The following is a 14,412-nucleotide window of genomic DNA, read 5'->3' as shown; positions in this document are numbered from 1 at the left end:
CCATGACCATCACCGACATCGCCACCGCCTCGGGCTTCACCGCACCGCCCGCGCCGCAGCATCCGCTCGCGTCACTGACGCCCGCCGAGATCGAAGCCGTGCGCGCGATCGTGCTCGGACTCGACACGACGACGGACGCGACGCGATTCGCCTACGTCGGTCTCGAAGAGGCGCCGAAGCCGGAGATCCTGGCGTGGGAGGCCGGCACCGGCCCGCTGCCCGAGCGGCGCGCACGCGTGCAGCTGCTCGACATGCGGTCGGCACGGTCGCTCGACCTGGTCGTCTCGCTGGCCGACGGTGACGTGCTCTCGTCCGTCGAGCTGGACGGCACCGCAGGGCAGCTGCCGATCCTCGACGCCGAGTTCGAAGAGGTCGGCGTCATCGCGAACGAGAACGCGGAGTGGGTGGCTGCTCTCGCGGGGCGCGGGCTGACGCCGGACGACGTCGTGCTCGTGCCGCTGTCGGCAGGCAGCTACGGGTACGAGGATGAGGCCGGGCGCCGTATCCTGCGCACGTTCGCCTTCCAGCAGTTCCACGCCGCGGATCACCCCTGGGCGCACCCGGTGGATGGGCTCACCGCCTACATCGACGTCGCCGCCCGCTCGGTCATCAAGGTCGTCGACAACCCGGGCTACGACATCCCGCAGACGAGCGGCAACTACGACGATCCCGCGCTGCAGGGCCCACCCCTCGAGGGCCTCAAGCCCATCGTGATCGCGCAGCCCGAAGGATCGAGCCTGACCGTCGACGGCGAACACGTCACCTGGGGCGAGTGGGACCTCCGGATCGGCTTCGACACGCGCGAGGGACTCATCCTGCGACAGCTCTCGTTCGCGGGACGCCCGGTCATGTACCGCGGGTCGATCAGCGAGATGGTCGTGCCCTACGCCGACCCGCAGCCGAACAGGTTCTGGCAGAACTACTTCGACACCGGCGAATATCTCTTCGGCCGGTACACCAACGAGCTCGAGCTCGGCTGCGACTGCGTGGGCGACATCACGTACGTCGACGCGATCCTCGCGGACGAGCTCGGGATGCCGCGCACCGTGCGCAACGGCGTGTGCATGCACGAGGAGGACTTCGGCTCGCTCTGGAAGCACACCGACATCTTCACCGGCGCGGCCGAGGTGCGACGGTCGCGGCGGCTGGTGATCTCGTTCTTCACCACCGTCGGCAACTACGACTACGGGTTCTTCTGGTACCTCTACCTCGACGGCACCATCGAGTGCGAGGCGAAGCTCACCGGCATCCTGTTCACCTCCGCCTACCCGGGCGTGAACGAGGACGGATCGCCCTACCCGTTCGCCTCGGAGGTCGCGCCGGGCCTCGGCGCCCCGTACCACCAGCACCTCTTCTCGGCGCGGCTCGACATGACGGTCGACGGCGTCGCGAACGTCGTGAACGAGATCGACGCCGTGCGCGTGCCGATCTCGGCCGAGAACCCCGCCGGCAACGCGTTCACCAAGAGCGTCGTGCCGATCGCCTCCGAGAAGGTGTCGGGCCGCCTCGCCGACGGCGCCCGCAACCGCGTCTGGCAGATCGCGTCGACCGAGCAGACCACGTCGATGGGTCAGCCCACCTCCTACGTGCTCTTCCCCACCGAGACACCCGTGCTCCTCGCCGACGACGCGTCGTCGATCGCGTCGCGTGCAGCCTTCGCGACGAAGAACCTGTTCGTGACGAAGTACGACCCCGCCGAGCGCTATGCGGCCGGCGACTTCGTCAACCAGCACCCGGGCGGCGGCGGGCTGCCGGCCTTCATCGAGGGAGACGAGCCGTTGATCGGCCAGGACGTCGTGCTCTGGCACACGTTCGGGCTCACGCACTTCCCCCGTAACGAGGACTGGCCGGTCATGCCGATGGACTACGCCAAGTTCACGCTGAAGCCGTACAACTTCTTCGAGCGCAACCCCACCCTCCACGTGCCGGCGCCCGAGTCTGCGCACTGTGCGGCGGGCACCGGTCACGTGCACGCAGCGAGCGGCGGCTACGGCCCGACCCCCGGCGCCCACGGCCATGACGCCGCTGCCCACGCTCACGGCGGCGGGCACGAGGGCCACGCGCACGGCGAGCACCACCACCACGGCTGACCCGTGACCGAACTGCTGCACGCCTGGGCCATCGCCCCGGCCGCGCTCGGCGCCTGCTGTCTGGCAGCCGACCGCGGCCGGGCGCGGTGGCCCGACGCCGCGGCATCCGTCCTCATGCTGGTCGCGATGATCGACGCCGCCCTCACCAGGCTCGTCGCGCCGGTGTACTGGGCCGTGCTCCTGGTCGCCGCTGCGATGGCCCTGGCCGCCTGGCACCGCCCGCGCGGGCGAGCAACCTCCTCGCACGCGCGGCCGCCCGCCGGCATGGCGGTGCACACCGGCCTCGGGCTGATCGCGATGGCCGCTCTGGAGCTGACCATGGGGCACGACCCGCTCTCCGCCGGCGCGTCGGCGCACGGGCACCACGGCGGCAGCGCATCGCTGATGACGCTCCTGCTGGGCGGCGCGCTCGCGTACGCGGCGTTCTCGGCGCTGCTGCTGACCCGCGCACACCGCCGGCTCGATCGGGCGCAGCTGATCTGCATGGGCGTCTCGGTGGTACTGATGGCGGCAGCGTCGGTGTAGGCCGACGCCGCCGGGCGGCGGCATCCAGCGTTCTCCCAGTGCCGCTGCGGGTGCGCGGTGGCTAGGATCGAGCCGTGGGCGAGGACGCCCTCACCCACCCGCCCACCGCCCGATCGCGGGCGGAACAGGAGGCCTCGATGGTCGACACCGCGACGGATGCCCGAACCGGACCGGAGGCGCCCGCGGGCGCGCTCACGGCCGAGGGATTCGCCCGCGTCACGGACGCGATCCTGGCTGCGGTCGGCACGGTGATCGACGGCAAGCCCGACGCGGTGCGCAGCTCGCTGGTCTGCCTCCTCGCGGAGGGACACCTGCTCATCGAGGACGTCCCCGGCGTCGGCAAGACCATGCTCGCTCGGGCCTTGGCGACGTCGGTCGATGCCACGGTCCGCCGCATCCAGTTCACGCCCGACCTGCTGCCGGGAGATGTGACCGGTGTGAGCGTGTTCAATCCGGTCGATCGCGAATTCGAGTTCAAACCCGGCGCCATCTTCGCCAACATCGTGATCGCCGACGAGATCAATCGCTCATCCCCCAAGACCCAGTCCGCGCTCCTCGAGGCCATGGAGGAGCGTCAGGTGACCGTCGACGGCCGGACGCACTTCGTGCCCGAGCCGTTCCTCGTCGTCGCGACGCAGAACCCGCTCGAGATGGAGGGCACCTACGCCCTTCCCGAGGCACAGCGCGACCGCTTCATGATGCGCATCTCGATGGGCTACCCCGACGCGCGGTCCGAGGCGCTCATGCTCCGTCAGCGCGACACCGCGAACCCGCTCGACCAGCTCGCACCGGTCGTCTCTGCCGACCAGGTGTCGGGGCTGATCGGATGGGCGCGGGCCGTGCACGTCGCCCCGGCGATCGAGGACTACGCGGTCGCCCTCGCCCAGGCCACGCGCACCCACAGCGACCTGCGACTGGGCGCGAGCCCTCGCGCGACCCTGCAGCTCGTCCGCGCCGCGAAGGTCTGGGCGGCGCTCGACGGGCGCGGGTTCGTCATCCCCGACGACATCACCGCGCTCCTGGCGGCGGTGTTCGCCCACCGCCTCATCCCCACGCGCGCCGCGGGCGGCGCACGCGGCGGCAGCGCGGCCGACGCGATCGCGACGATCCTCGAGCGCATCGCGGCGAACGTGCGGGTGCCGATCGCCTCCCGTCAGTGAGCCGACGATGAGACGCCTGTGGCCGCTGACCGTCCGGGGAACCGGCGCGCTGGTCCTTGCGATCGCATGCTTCATCGTGGCCAACGAGGCCGGGATCGCCGAGCTGATGTACTTCGGGATCCTGCTGCTCGCCGTCGTCGCGGCGAGCGTCGGATCGCTGTACGTCGGGCGTCGCACCGACGCCGTGACACGTTCGCTCACGCCGGACGTCGCGTCGGTCGGGGGCGACGCGCGCGTGTCGGTGCGCGTCGAAGTGCGCACGGCACTGCCCACGGCGCCGGGCACCTGGCGCGACACCTTGCCGAAGGGTCTCCGCGGCAAAGCGGAGGGTGCCTTCCCGGCGCTCGGCTCAGGCCTGCGCGGAGGTGAGCGCGGAGGCGTCCGCAGCATCGATCTGGCCTACACCTTCACCGGCGCGCGCCGCGGGGTCCACTCGATCGGCCCGCTCACGGTGCGAACCTCCGACCCGTTCGGGCTCGCTCGGCGCACCGTCGTCTTCAGCCAGCGCACGCCGGTCACCGTCGCGCCGGCGGTCGTCGACCTGCCACCGCTCATCGACTACGCCGGTGCCACCGGCGGCATGCTGCACACCACGACGGATCAGCCCGGTCAGGGCGCCGACAACCTGGTCGCTCGGCCGTATGCCTCCGGCGACTCGATGCGCCGCATCCACTGGCGCGCCACCGCGCACCGCGACGAGCTAATGGTGAGGCAGGAGGAGCAGGAGTCGACGCCCGAGGCGACGGTCGTGCTCGACCGAGCGGCGCTGCGCTGGTCGCCAGAGGCCCTGCGCGCGCCGGGCGCCGACGCCGGCTTCGAATCCGGGGTCTCGGCATGCGTGTCGGCGGTCGCCCGGCTCGTGCACGACGGCTACGCCGTCGAAGTGCTCGATTCCGAGGGCACGGTGCTCGCCGACCGCATCGACGGCGGCGACATGACCGAGGTGGATGCGATGCTCGTCCATTTCGCGACCGTGACGGCGCACCGCGACGACGCGCTCCCCCAGCTGTCGCGTCTGTTCGCCGGCCTGTCGACGGGACCCGTCGTGGTCATCGCCGGACGGCTCGATCCGGCCGACGCCGTGGCGCTGGGACCCGTCGCCCACCACAGCACCCTGCCCCTCCTGCTGACGGCGTCGCCCATGGGCGACGCGCTCGACATCGCGGCCGACCACGGCTGGCACGTCGCCAGCTTCGGCCCGGACCGAGACCTGGGCGTCGCGTGGGCGAATGCGATCGGACGCGGGGTGCACCATGTCTTCGGCTGAGGCCGCACGGCTCGCCCGCGGACGCGGCGGCGAGCGCCTGCTGACGATCTCGATCCTCGCGGCGCTGCTGGCGGCACTGCTGCCGGTGGTGCGCGTCATCGAGCCGGGATGGTGGCTCATCGGAGCGCTGCTGCTGGCGGCGATGGTGCTCGCGGCCGGCTACACCGCCCGCCGGTATCGCCTTCCGGCCGTCGCCGTGAGCCTGATCGAGGCAGCGGTGTGGGTCTCGTTCATGACCCTGGTGTTCCTGCGCGACACCGCCCTGCTCTGGATCATCCCCACGACCGACACCTTCCGAGTGGTCCCTCAGCTGGTCGAGGCGGCGATGGTGGAGATCACCGTGGGCGCGGCGCCGCTGGAGCCGACGCTGTCGCTGGGTTTCGTCGTGGTCGGGGCGATGGGCCTGCTCACGATCATCGTCGACCATGTCGCGGTGACGGCACGGATGCCTCTGCTCGCCTCCGTCGGCATCGTCGCGGTGTCGCTCATCCCGGCCATCGCCGCGCCGAGCGACGTCGACATCATCGGGTTCGTGTTCCTCGCTGTGACGATCCTCTTCCTCATCCGATCCGAGACGCGCTCCCGCGAGAAGCCGCTCGAGCGCGAGGCGGAGCGCACCGCGGGAGTCCCTGCGACAGCGCTCGGCATCGGTGCGATCGCGATCGTCGTCGCCGTGGTCGCGACGCCGGTGCTGCCCCAGCCGGGTGCGCGGGCCGGAACCGGGGTGGGACCGGGCCCCGGGATCGACGCCACGCTGCAACTCGGCGACGATCTGCGCCGCCCGCAGGAGGCCGAGGTGCTCCGCGTGCGCACCGATGCCCCGTCAGTGCCGTACCTGCGCGCGACGACGCTGTCGCGCTTCGAGGGCGGCGTGTGGGAGCCCGACCGCGCCCAGACGATCTCGCTCGGCTCCGAGCGAGCCTTCGGCGCGGTGGATGCCGACGCCGAAGTCCGCCTCGGCGACTACACGGCGAAGATCGACGTGGTCAACCTCGACTCGCCCTGGGCGCCGGTGCCGTACCCGGCCGTGGGTGTCGATGGGCTCAGCGCGGGCGTCTGGGGCGCCGTTCCCTACAACCACACGGTGGCCTCCACGAACAGCTCGACGCAGGGGCAGGCGTACGAGGTCGCCTATGCCCCGGCGCGACCCTCGCTCGAGCAGGTGCGCAACACGGCATCGGTGGGATCGCAGGTGCGCGATGAGACCACGGAGCTGCCCTCCGACATCCCTCCGCTCATCGGTGAGCTCGCACTGCAGATGACCGCCGATGCCACCACGGACTACGACCGGCTGACGGCGCTGCAGCGCTGGTTCCGCGGCGGCGACTTCAAGTACTCGCTGGACGCCCCCGTCGAGGAGGGCTTCGACGGCAGCGGCGCCGAGGCCGTCGCGCAGTTCCTGGAGGTGCGCGCAGGCTACTGCATCCATTTCGCATCGGCGTTCGCGCTCATGGCCCGCACCCTGCACATGCCGTCGCGCATCGTCGTCGGCTACCTGCCGGGGACGCCCACGACCGAGAGCATCGACGGTCAGCCGGTGTACTCGGTGTACAGCTCGCAGCTGCACGCCTGGCCCGAGGTGTACTTCGACGGCGTCGGCTGGATCCCGTTCGAGCCGACGTCGGGCCTCGGCGTGCCGACGACGTTCTCGTCCGAGGCGGCGCTGCCTGGCCAGTCCACGAATCCGGATGCCGTGACCCCGCAGTCCAACGCCACGCCCACGGCGCCGGGCGACGAGGCCCAGATCGCCCTCGAAGAGGAGCGTCAGAACGCGGCCGGCGGAGGTGCGCGGAACGGACTCGACCCGCTCCCGATCCTGGGCGTCGTGGCGGCGCTGGTGGTGCTGCTCGCGCTCCCCTTCCTCATTCGCGAACTCCGCCGCCGCCAGCAGGACGCCGCCGCCCGGGGTGGCGACGCGGCCGCTGCCTGGCAGTCCGTCCAGGAGGCGGCGATCGACGTGGGCATCGCGGTGCCGGCCAGCGAGACGCCGCGCGCGTTCGCGCGTCGCCTGGTCGAGCAGCACGGAGCTCCAGCATCCGAGATGAACACGGTCGTCCTGGCGATCGAGCGCGCCAGCTACTCGCGTGCGGGCACCCGCTCGCTGTGGATGGGGGATGCCGCTGCCGACGCGGCGGGCTCCGTGCGCGTGGCGCTGCTGACCTCGGTGCCTCCGTCGCGCCGCATCCTCGCACTGCTCGCGCCGCGATCGCTCATCATCCGCCCCGGCAGCGTCTACGCGGGAAGCGCCGCCCCGGTTCGGGCACGGTAGCCGGGCAGGGTAGGATGGTCGGCGGCCCTCCGGGGCCTCCTGGAGGATTCGCCTAGTGGCCTATGGCGCACGCTTGGAAAGCGTGTTGGGTGCAAGCCCTCGGGGGTTCGAATCCCCCATCCTCCGCCACTGTGACCCCAGTATTTTCGAGGGGAGCGAGCTCCTGCAGCGTGACAACGTCTCCGGGCGCGGGCACGGCCTCCACGTCGAGGCGGAGCAACTCACCACGTTGAACCGCTGAGCGATTTCGCGATCGCCGTGGGCGTCATGTCTCGGTGACCAGATCCTGCATTGTCGCGAGCTCGGCGGTCTGCACATCTATGATCGCCTGCGCCACCTCGAGGGCGTCTGGGTTGATTCCCTCATCCATCTCGGTCTCGGCCATCTCCACCGCGGCCTCGTGGCCCTCGATCATGCCTTCGAGGAAGAGCCGTTCCGCTGCCGAGCCGTCCGCGGCCTCGAGTGCATCCATGTCGTCTTCCGACATCCAGCCGCCGTCGTCGTCATCGTCAGGCTCGGCGTCGTCGTCGATCTCCCACTGGTCCAGCAGGGATTCCATCCGCTCGATCTCGGGCTCCTGCGCATCCCGGATCTGCTCGGCAAGTGCCAGCACCCGCTCGTCGATGCCATCCTTCGCCAGGATCTCCTCGCTCATCTCCACCTCTTGCTCGTGGTGCGGGATCATCATCGTCACGAACGTCGCGTCGGCTTCATTGAACTCGCCGACCGTCTCGGCCGTCGGCGATGCCGGCTCTGCCCCCTCATCGCGGTTCATCCCGGGCGGCGACTCATCGCCGTCGAGGCTGCCGCATCCGGCCAAGGCGAGCGTGAGCGCCAAGGGGATGGCGGAGAGCGCGATGGCCCGCTTCGTGGAGGTTGTCGGCCACATGTTCATGAGCTTCGCTCGCTGAGCCGCCGATGGCATACGGGTTGGTCTGCGAACTCGCGCTGTGCTATAGCGCGGGCTGGCCGAGGCCGGTCATTGACTCGCGCTTTGGCCCAGTGCAGGGTGTCACCAAAAGAGGAAGGTGCGTCATGGCTCTCACGCCGATCGCTTTCACCGCGGAAGACTTCCGCGCTCGGATGACGCGAGCAACGCAGGACGCGGCGGCAGAGGGTCTCGACGGGCTGCTCGTGACCCCCGGGCCCGACTTGCTGTGGCTCACCGGCTACCAGCCCACCGCCATCACCGAGCGACTCACCCTGCTCGTGCTCGGCGGCGACGCCGATCCCCAGTTGCTCGTGCCGAAGCTGGAGCGGCCGGATGCCGAGGCGGCGGTCGGGGCAGGGGTGATGAAGATCAGCGACTGGCGTGACGGCGATGATCCCTACGAGGTCGCCGCTCGACTGCTTGATCCCGGCGCGAGCTATGCCGTATCGGACTCGGCATGGGCGTTGCATCTCCTTGGTCTTCAACGGCGGGTGGAAGGAGCGCGATTCTTCGCGGTCACGGAGCGCCTGCCGATGTTGCGGGCAGTGAAAGACGAGAACGAACTCGCGAGAATGGCGGCTGCGGGATCAGCTGCGGACGCGGCCTTCGGCGAGATCGTCAAGACGCAGTTCTCCGGCCGCAAGGAGACGGAGGTGGCCGCAGACCTTGCGCAGCTGCTCCGGGAGTTCGGACATGAGCAGGTGGACTTCACGGTGGTCGGATCGGGCCCCAACGGCGCCAACCCTCACCACGAAGCGGGCGATCGCGTCATCCTCCGCGGCGACATGGTCGTCCTGGACTTCGGCGGGCTGATGTACGGATACGGCTCCGACACGTCGCGCACGGTGTGCGTCGGAGAGCCGACTTCGCAGATGCGTGAGGTGCACGACATCGTCCGTGCTGCGCAGCAGGCCGCCTTCGAGGCCGTACGCCCCGGTGTCGCCTGTCAGGAGATCGACCGCACCGCGCGCCGGCTCATCACCGAGGCCGGCTACGGCGAGCGCTTCATCCACCGCACCGGCCATGGAATCGGCATGACGACCCACGAACCTCCCTACATGGTCGAGGGCGAGGAGCGCCCCACCGTCCCCGGCATGTGCTTCTCCATCGAACCGGGAATCTACATTCCGGACGCATTCGGCGTGAGGATCGAAGATATCGTCACCGTCACCGCGGACGGCGGAAAGCGGTTCAACGACACGGATCGCGGGCTCGTCATGGTCGAGTGACGAGGCGCGGCTCCGCAACGCCTCACGGTGCCGCACCGGGATGCCGACGCCATCGTCGTTGCAGAGGCGTGAACCCGATGCGCCGCCGGCCCTACCAGCGCTAGTCTCATCACGAGCTCATCGGGTTTCACGAAGGCAATGACGCTGGAAGGAAGTTGTGATGTCGAAAACAGTCAACTACCGCGGTGGCCCATCATGAGTTCGTCGGGGACCGGATCGAAGCCGGTCCGTTCGCGGGCGGCGGCAGTTCCAGCGCCGGTCTGGATCTCGTGGATCGCCCTTGCGCTCATGACGACGAGCTCCGTGGCGAGCCTGCGACCGGCGCCGACGATGGCCGTCTACGGGCTCGCCTCGATCTTCCTCTATCTCGTCCCCGCGATCGTCTTCCTGCTGCCCACGTCGCTGGTTGCCGCTGAGCTGGCGTCCGGATGGAAGGGCGGGGTCTACAAGTGGGTGTCCGAGGGCATATCCAAGCCCATGGGCTTCCTCGCGATCTGGTGCCAGTTCGCGATGACGATCTTCTACTACCCCACTCTGCTCGGCTTCGTCGCCTCGACGCTCGCCTATGTGATCAATCCCGAACTCGCATCGAACGGTGTGTGGACGGCGCTCGTGATCATGGTCTGCTACTGGGCGGGCGTCTTCGTCTCGTCACGAGGGACCAAGGGTGTCGCAGGCCTCGCGAGCTGGGGACTGATCATCGGCACACTCATCCCCGGCGCCGTTCTCGTGTTGCTCGGGGCGCTCTTCCTCGGGCAGGGGAACCCCTCCGCTGCGCCGATGACGGCGGAGAATCTCCTACCGCAGTGGGCGGGCCTCGCGAGCCTCGTGCTGATCGTGAACAACTTCCTCTCCTACAGCGGAATGGAGATGAACGCTGTTCACGTTTCGTCGCTGAAGAACCCTGGGAAGGAGTACCCGAAGGCGATCTTCTTCGCCATGGGACTGGTGCTTCTCATCTTCATCCTTCCCGCGCTCGCAATCAGCTGGGTCGTTCCTGCCGAGCAGATCTCGCTCACGGCTGGGATCATGCAGGCGTTCGAGGCGGTCTTTGCGACGTTCGACATCACGTGGCTGACGCCGATCGTCGGAATCATGCTGGTCGCCGCGTCTCTCGGCGGCATGCTCACCTGGCTCGCAGGGCCCTCGAAGGGTCTGCTGCTCATCTCCCGCGAGGAGGGCTACCTGCCGCCATTCCTGCAGAAGCTGAACAAGAACGGCGTGCAGCAGAACCTGCTGGTCACGCAGGGTGTCGTCACCTCGATCATCGCCCTGGGGTATGCGCTCATCCCCAATGTCTCGAGCGCGTACTGGATCTTCTCGGTCATCACCACGCAGGTGTACCTGATCATGTACCTGCTGATGTTCGTTGCCGCGGTCCGGCTGCGGCGGAAGCATCCGGAGCACCCGCGTGGCTACCGCGCGCCGATGCTGGTGGCACTGTGCGGGGTCGGCTTCGCTGCCTCACTCGCTGCGCTGCTGGTCGGATTCATCCCGCCGTCGCAGTTCGCGGGTGGGAGCCCGTGGATCTACCTGGTCATCGTGGGCGGTGGCGCGCTGGGGCTCGGACTGCTGGTGCCGTTCCTGTTCTACCGCTTCCGCAAGCCGTCGTGGAAGCAGCCTGCCCACGTGGAGGCGAGTGAATCATGAGCACCGCCAACGAGACCCAGAGCCCGCGCGAACGCTCGGTGATCTCAATCGTGGCCATCACCGTCCTCGTCGTGCTTGCGGTGATCGCGACGGTCCTGTTCGTCGGTGCTCGGCAGGAAGCCCGTGACGTGGATAAGGCGCAGCAACTGCTGGATTCCTTCGCGGATGCCGGCATCGCCGTCTCCTTCACGCCCGACCAGGTCGCGCAGGTGCTGGGCAACGATGGGGGTGCGACCTGTGCAGACCCGAACTCCGCGTTGGCCCGTTCGACCCTCCTCGCGGGGCTGTCCAATGGGGCAGGAGGGCCGGGACTTCGTGCCACGATCGTAGAGTCGCGGCTGCTCCAGGGGCAGCTGCTGATCATCCAGACGTACTGTCCCGAGGAGGCGGAGGAGTTCCAGGAGTTCATCGACAGCCTCGACACGGTGAGCGACGGAACGTGACCGAGCAGATCCGCGACCGCATCCACGCGATGATGCCGGCCGCGCGCGACCAGCTGGCCGAGCTCGTCGCGATTCGATCGGTGGCAGATGCCCGCCAGTTCCCGCCTGAGGAGTGCGCGAAGGCCGCCGAATGGGTGCGTGCGCGATTCGCAGAGGTGGGCTTCGCCGACGCGCACCTGGTACGCACCCCCGATGGCAGCGATGCCGTGGTGGGCATGCGTTCGACGACGCGTCCGGACGCTCCGACCGTGTTGCTGTACGCCCACTACGACGTACAACCCCCACTGCAGGAATCCGCCTGGCGGACGCCCCCGTTCGAACTCACCGACGTCGACGGACGGTGGGCCGGTCGCGGCGCCGCGGACTGCAAGGGCAACATCCTGATGCACCTGCTCGCGCTGCGCGCACTCGGTGACGACGTCCCGGTGAACCTGAAGCTGGTCGTCGAAGGAAGCGAAGAACAGGGCACCGGCGGCCTGGAACGCTTCGTGGAGGCGAACCCCGAGGTCCTGACTGCCGACGTCATCCTGGTATGCGATACGGGCAACGCCGCCGTCGGGCGCCCGGCGGCCACGATCTCGCTGCGAGGATTCGCGAACGTGATCGTGCACGTCGAATCCCTGGCATCCGAGGTCCACTCGGGCATGTTCGGCGGCCCGGCGCCCGACGCACTGGCGGCGCTCGTGGCAATACTGGCATCCTTGCGCGATGAGGACGGCAGCACCGTCATCGACGGGCTCGGCAGCACTCAATCGTGGACCGGGGAGTCCTACGCCGCTGAGCAGTTCCGCGGGGACGCGGGCGTGCTGGAAGGCGTCGACCTGCTCGGCGACGGTTCCGTCGCCGACGAGCTGTGGGCGCGGCCCGCGCTGACGATTCTCGGCATCGACTGCCCGCCGGTCGTGGGCTCGACCGCGTCGATCGTCCCGCGCGCCTCGGCTCGCCTGAACCTGCGGGTGCCACCGGGAACGCGTGCACAGGACGCCCACGATGCGCTCGTCGCGCACCTCCGCAGCCACGCACCGTGGAACGTGCATGTCAAGGTCGAGACAGAAGCCGTCGGCGAGCCGTTCCGCGCGGCGACCGACGGCCCGGCGTATCGCACCTTCGCCGACTCGCTGAGATCGGCGTACGGCGTGGAGCCGACGACTCTCGGACAGGGCGGGTCGATCCCGCTGTGCAATGTGTTCGCCGACGCCTACCCAGGAGCCGAGATCATCCTCATGGGCGTCGAAGAGCCGCTCGCGCTCATTCACGCACCCAACGAGAGCGTGGACCCCGGCGAGATCGAGAAGCTGGCCATCGCTGAAGCGATCTTCCTCCGCACCTACGGGACTGCCACCTGACCCGCGACCGGTGTCGGCGCGGTGGCCTCGTCATGCGGCTTCGTCATGCGGCTTCGCCGGCCGTGGCATCCGTCATTCCGGTTCGTCGTCGAGATCGTCGAGCATCCAGTCGGCGGCGGGTGCATTCCGAAATCCTCGTGCTGAGCCCGTCGCGACCAGGCCCAGCAGCACGCCCAGCGCGATGGAGACCATGGTGGCGATCGTGGTGATGATCGTGCTCATGCCCGACGAATCGCCCTCGAGGGCGTTGGCGACCCCGATGAGCCCGAGCGCTCCGGGCACGAGCAGCCAGAACGCTGGAAGGAAGCTCACCAGCGCCGGCGGTCCGGTGCGCTGACGGGCCACGACGACTGCGACAGGGGTCATCGCGGCGGCGCCCACCAGTGCCGAGAGCACGCCGTCGAAGAGCACATCGCCGATCACCTGGGCGCCGTACGCGACGTACAGGACGATCATGATCCAGCCGATGGAAGACGGCTTCGCGCATTGATAGATGCCGATGCCGACGCCGAAGACGGCGACAGCCACCCACGGCGCGACAGGCCCGAGCGGCCACCGAGTCGCGGTGAGCGCCGGCACGCCGAGGAGCGCGGCGGCGGCGACAATCCCTGTCGCCAGCAGAAGCAGTCGCATCGCTCCCGCAGCGAGGCGGGCACCGCCGGAGACGATGTTCCCGGTCGCCAGCTCGATCACCCCGATCGTCAGCAGGCCGCCGGGCAGCAGCATGATCAGGGGTGCGACGATCGCGGGCAGCGCGCCGGGATCGAACAGATGCGCAACGGCCAGAACCACGATCGCCACTCCCAGCGAAACGGTGACGACGATGAGTGCCTGGTATGCCGCGGCGAGCCGTTCCGTCGCCAGCAGCAGAGCCCCGACACCGATCCCGAGCACCCCCGAGGCGATGACACCGGTCCACGAGGCGCCGAGGAGGACGCTGAGCGCGGCCGACAGCAGCGCATACGCGCCGATCCGCTGCGCACGGGTGAAGGGCGGCGGCAGGGTGTCGACGCGGGCGAGCTGCCGGCGCACCCAGCGCGCGCTGCTCGCTCGGGTGCGGGCCACACCGACGATGCGATCCACCGCATCCACCTGGTACAGCAGCGACGATCTGTCGCCGGCGGTGACGGCGCGCGTCTCCACAGCCCCGGCATCGCCCGATGAAACGAGTATGGACGTCGGGAAGACGACGGATTCCGCGGCAGTCAGACCGCTCGCCTTCGCCATGTCGTCCAGCGCGCTGCGGACGAGTCCAACCGGATAGCCGCTGTCGATCATCGCGGTGCCCAAGGACGCCATCGCATCCAGCACGACCGGTGCCGGATCTGTGCCGACCGGGCCGCTGCCCGCATCCGCCGCGCTTCGCGCCGGCTCCCGCCGCAGCAACAGCAACAGCATCACGCCGGCGGCGAGGAGTACGCCCACTGCGATCAAGAGCGTCGGCAGGGGCGTCGTCGAGGTCGCTGCTGCCGGTGGAATCGCCGGCACAGCGGGCGCCGTCG

The 14,412-nt window shown here is 69.4% G+C and carries 11 protein-coding genes and 1 tRNA gene; 10 read left to right on the top strand and 2 right to left on the bottom strand.

Translation table 11 applies throughout. The features are described 5' to 3' along the window. The first annotated feature begins 2 nt into the window (after positions 1 to 2). The 6 genes from B2K11_RS14960 (at position 3) to B2K11_RS14935 (ending at position 7,440) form a co-directional block, all read left to right on the top strand. Positions 3 to 2,090, top strand: coding sequence for a primary-amine oxidase (locus B2K11_RS14960; RefSeq protein WP_163619270.1), 2,088 nt, complete (start codon positions 3 to 5; stop codon positions 2,088 to 2,090). A gap of 3 nt (positions 2,091 to 2,093) precedes the next feature. Then, entirely contained in the window at positions 2,094 to 2,615 is a 522-nt protein-coding gene (locus B2K11_RS14955; protein WP_163619268.1) for a hypothetical protein, read from the top strand. Positions 2,616 to 2,752: 137 nt separating this feature from the next. Continuing rightward, complete coding sequence (locus B2K11_RS14950) at positions 2,753 to 3,775, top strand: AAA family ATPase (RefSeq protein WP_163619357.1); 1,023 nt, start codon at positions 2,753 to 2,755, stop codon at positions 3,773 to 3,775. A 7-nt stretch (positions 3,776 to 3,782) separates the two neighbouring features. Continuing rightward, positions 3,783 to 5,042: a DUF58 domain-containing protein gene (locus B2K11_RS14945; protein ID WP_163619266.1), complete on the top strand. Its 1,260-nt coding sequence runs from the start codon at positions 3,783 to 3,785 to the stop codon at positions 5,040 to 5,042. Continuing rightward, a complete protein-coding gene (locus tag B2K11_RS14940) occupies positions 5,029 to 7,311 on the top strand; it encodes a DUF3488 and transglutaminase-like domain-containing protein (RefSeq protein WP_163619264.1) in 2,283 nt (760 codons plus the stop codon). Before B2K11_RS14945 ends, B2K11_RS14940 begins: the two co-directional genes overlap by 14 nt. Before the next feature lie 41 nt (positions 7,312 to 7,352). Continuing rightward, positions 7,353 to 7,440 (top strand) — tRNA-Ser (locus B2K11_RS14935). A gap of 136 nt (positions 7,441 to 7,576) precedes the next feature. On the opposite strand, the gene B2K11_RS14930 is transcribed toward B2K11_RS14935, so the two are convergent. Continuing rightward, positions 7,577 to 8,200, bottom strand: a complete 624-nt coding sequence (locus B2K11_RS14930) for a DUF305 domain-containing protein (protein ID WP_163619262.1) — start codon at positions 8,198 to 8,200, stop codon at positions 7,577 to 7,579. A gap of 146 nt (positions 8,201 to 8,346) precedes the next feature. Here B2K11_RS14930 and B2K11_RS14925 point away from each other — a divergent pair, with 146 nt between their 5' ends. The 4 genes from B2K11_RS14925 (at position 8,347) to B2K11_RS14910 (ending at position 12,910) form a co-directional block, all read left to right on the top strand. Further along, the gene (locus B2K11_RS14925) at positions 8,347 to 9,471 is read left to right on the top strand and encodes an aminopeptidase P family protein (RefSeq protein WP_163619260.1); all 1,125 of its coding nucleotides are present in this window, start codon (positions 8,347 to 8,349) and stop codon (positions 9,469 to 9,471) included. Between the two features lie 195 nt (positions 9,472 to 9,666). Further along, positions 9,667 to 11,121, top strand: coding sequence for an APC family permease (locus B2K11_RS14920; RefSeq protein ID WP_163619259.1), 1,455 nt, complete (start codon positions 9,667 to 9,669; stop codon positions 11,119 to 11,121). Then, the gene (locus B2K11_RS14915; protein ID WP_163619257.1) at positions 11,118 to 11,564 is read left to right on the top strand and encodes a hypothetical protein; all 447 of its coding nucleotides are present in this window, start codon (positions 11,118 to 11,120) and stop codon (positions 11,562 to 11,564) included. Before B2K11_RS14920 ends, B2K11_RS14915 begins: the two co-directional genes overlap by 4 nt. Further along, a complete protein-coding gene (locus B2K11_RS14910; RefSeq protein ID WP_163619255.1) occupies positions 11,561 to 12,910 on the top strand; it encodes a dipeptidase in 1,350 nt (449 codons plus the stop codon). Before B2K11_RS14915 ends, B2K11_RS14910 begins: the two co-directional genes overlap by 4 nt. Before the next feature lie 72 nt (positions 12,911 to 12,982). Here the strand turns inward: B2K11_RS14910 and B2K11_RS14905 are convergent, their stop codons facing one another. After that, positions 12,983 to 14,398: a threonine/serine exporter family protein gene (locus B2K11_RS14905; RefSeq protein ID WP_163619253.1), complete on the bottom strand. Its 1,416-nt coding sequence runs from the start codon at positions 14,396 to 14,398 to the stop codon at positions 12,983 to 12,985. Between the last annotated feature and the right edge of the window lie 14 nt (positions 14,399 to 14,412).

The sequence above is a fragment of the Microbacterium sp. B35-30 genome (assembly GCF_010634855.1).
GTDB lineage: Bacteria > Actinomycetota > Actinomycetes > Actinomycetales > Microbacteriaceae > Microbacterium.
Note: the sequence above shows the minus strand (reverse complement) of the source record. Positions and strands in the feature narration are given on the sequence as shown.

Bases quoted from the DNA above. Each gene is read 5' to 3' on its own strand.
- B2K11_RS14940 (WP_163619264.1), top strand. From the start codon at position 5,029: ATGTCTTCGGCTGAGGCCGCACGGCTCGCCCGCGGACGCGGCGGCGAG.
- B2K11_RS14925 (WP_163619260.1), top strand. From the start codon at position 8,347: ATGGCTCTCACGCCGATCGCTTTCACCGCGGAAGACTTCCGCGCTCGG.
- B2K11_RS14915 (WP_163619257.1), top strand. From the start codon at position 11,118: ATGAGCACCGCCAACGAGACCCAGAGCCCGCGCGAACGCTCGGTGATC.
- B2K11_RS14960 (WP_163619270.1), top strand. From the start codon at position 3: ATGACCATCACCGACATCGCCACCGCCTCGGGCTTCACCGCACCGCCC.
- B2K11_RS14945 (WP_163619266.1), top strand. From the start codon at position 3,783: ATGAGACGCCTGTGGCCGCTGACCGTCCGGGGAACCGGCGCGCTGGTC.
- B2K11_RS14930 (WP_163619262.1), bottom strand. From the start codon at position 8,200: ATGTGGCCGACAACCTCCACGAAGCGGGCCATCGCGCTCTCCGCCATC.
- B2K11_RS14950 (WP_163619357.1), top strand. From the start codon at position 2,753: ATGGTCGACACCGCGACGGATGCCCGAACCGGACCGGAGGCGCCCGCG.
- B2K11_RS14920 (WP_163619259.1), top strand. From the start codon at position 9,667: ATGAGTTCGTCGGGGACCGGATCGAAGCCGGTCCGTTCGCGGGCGGCG.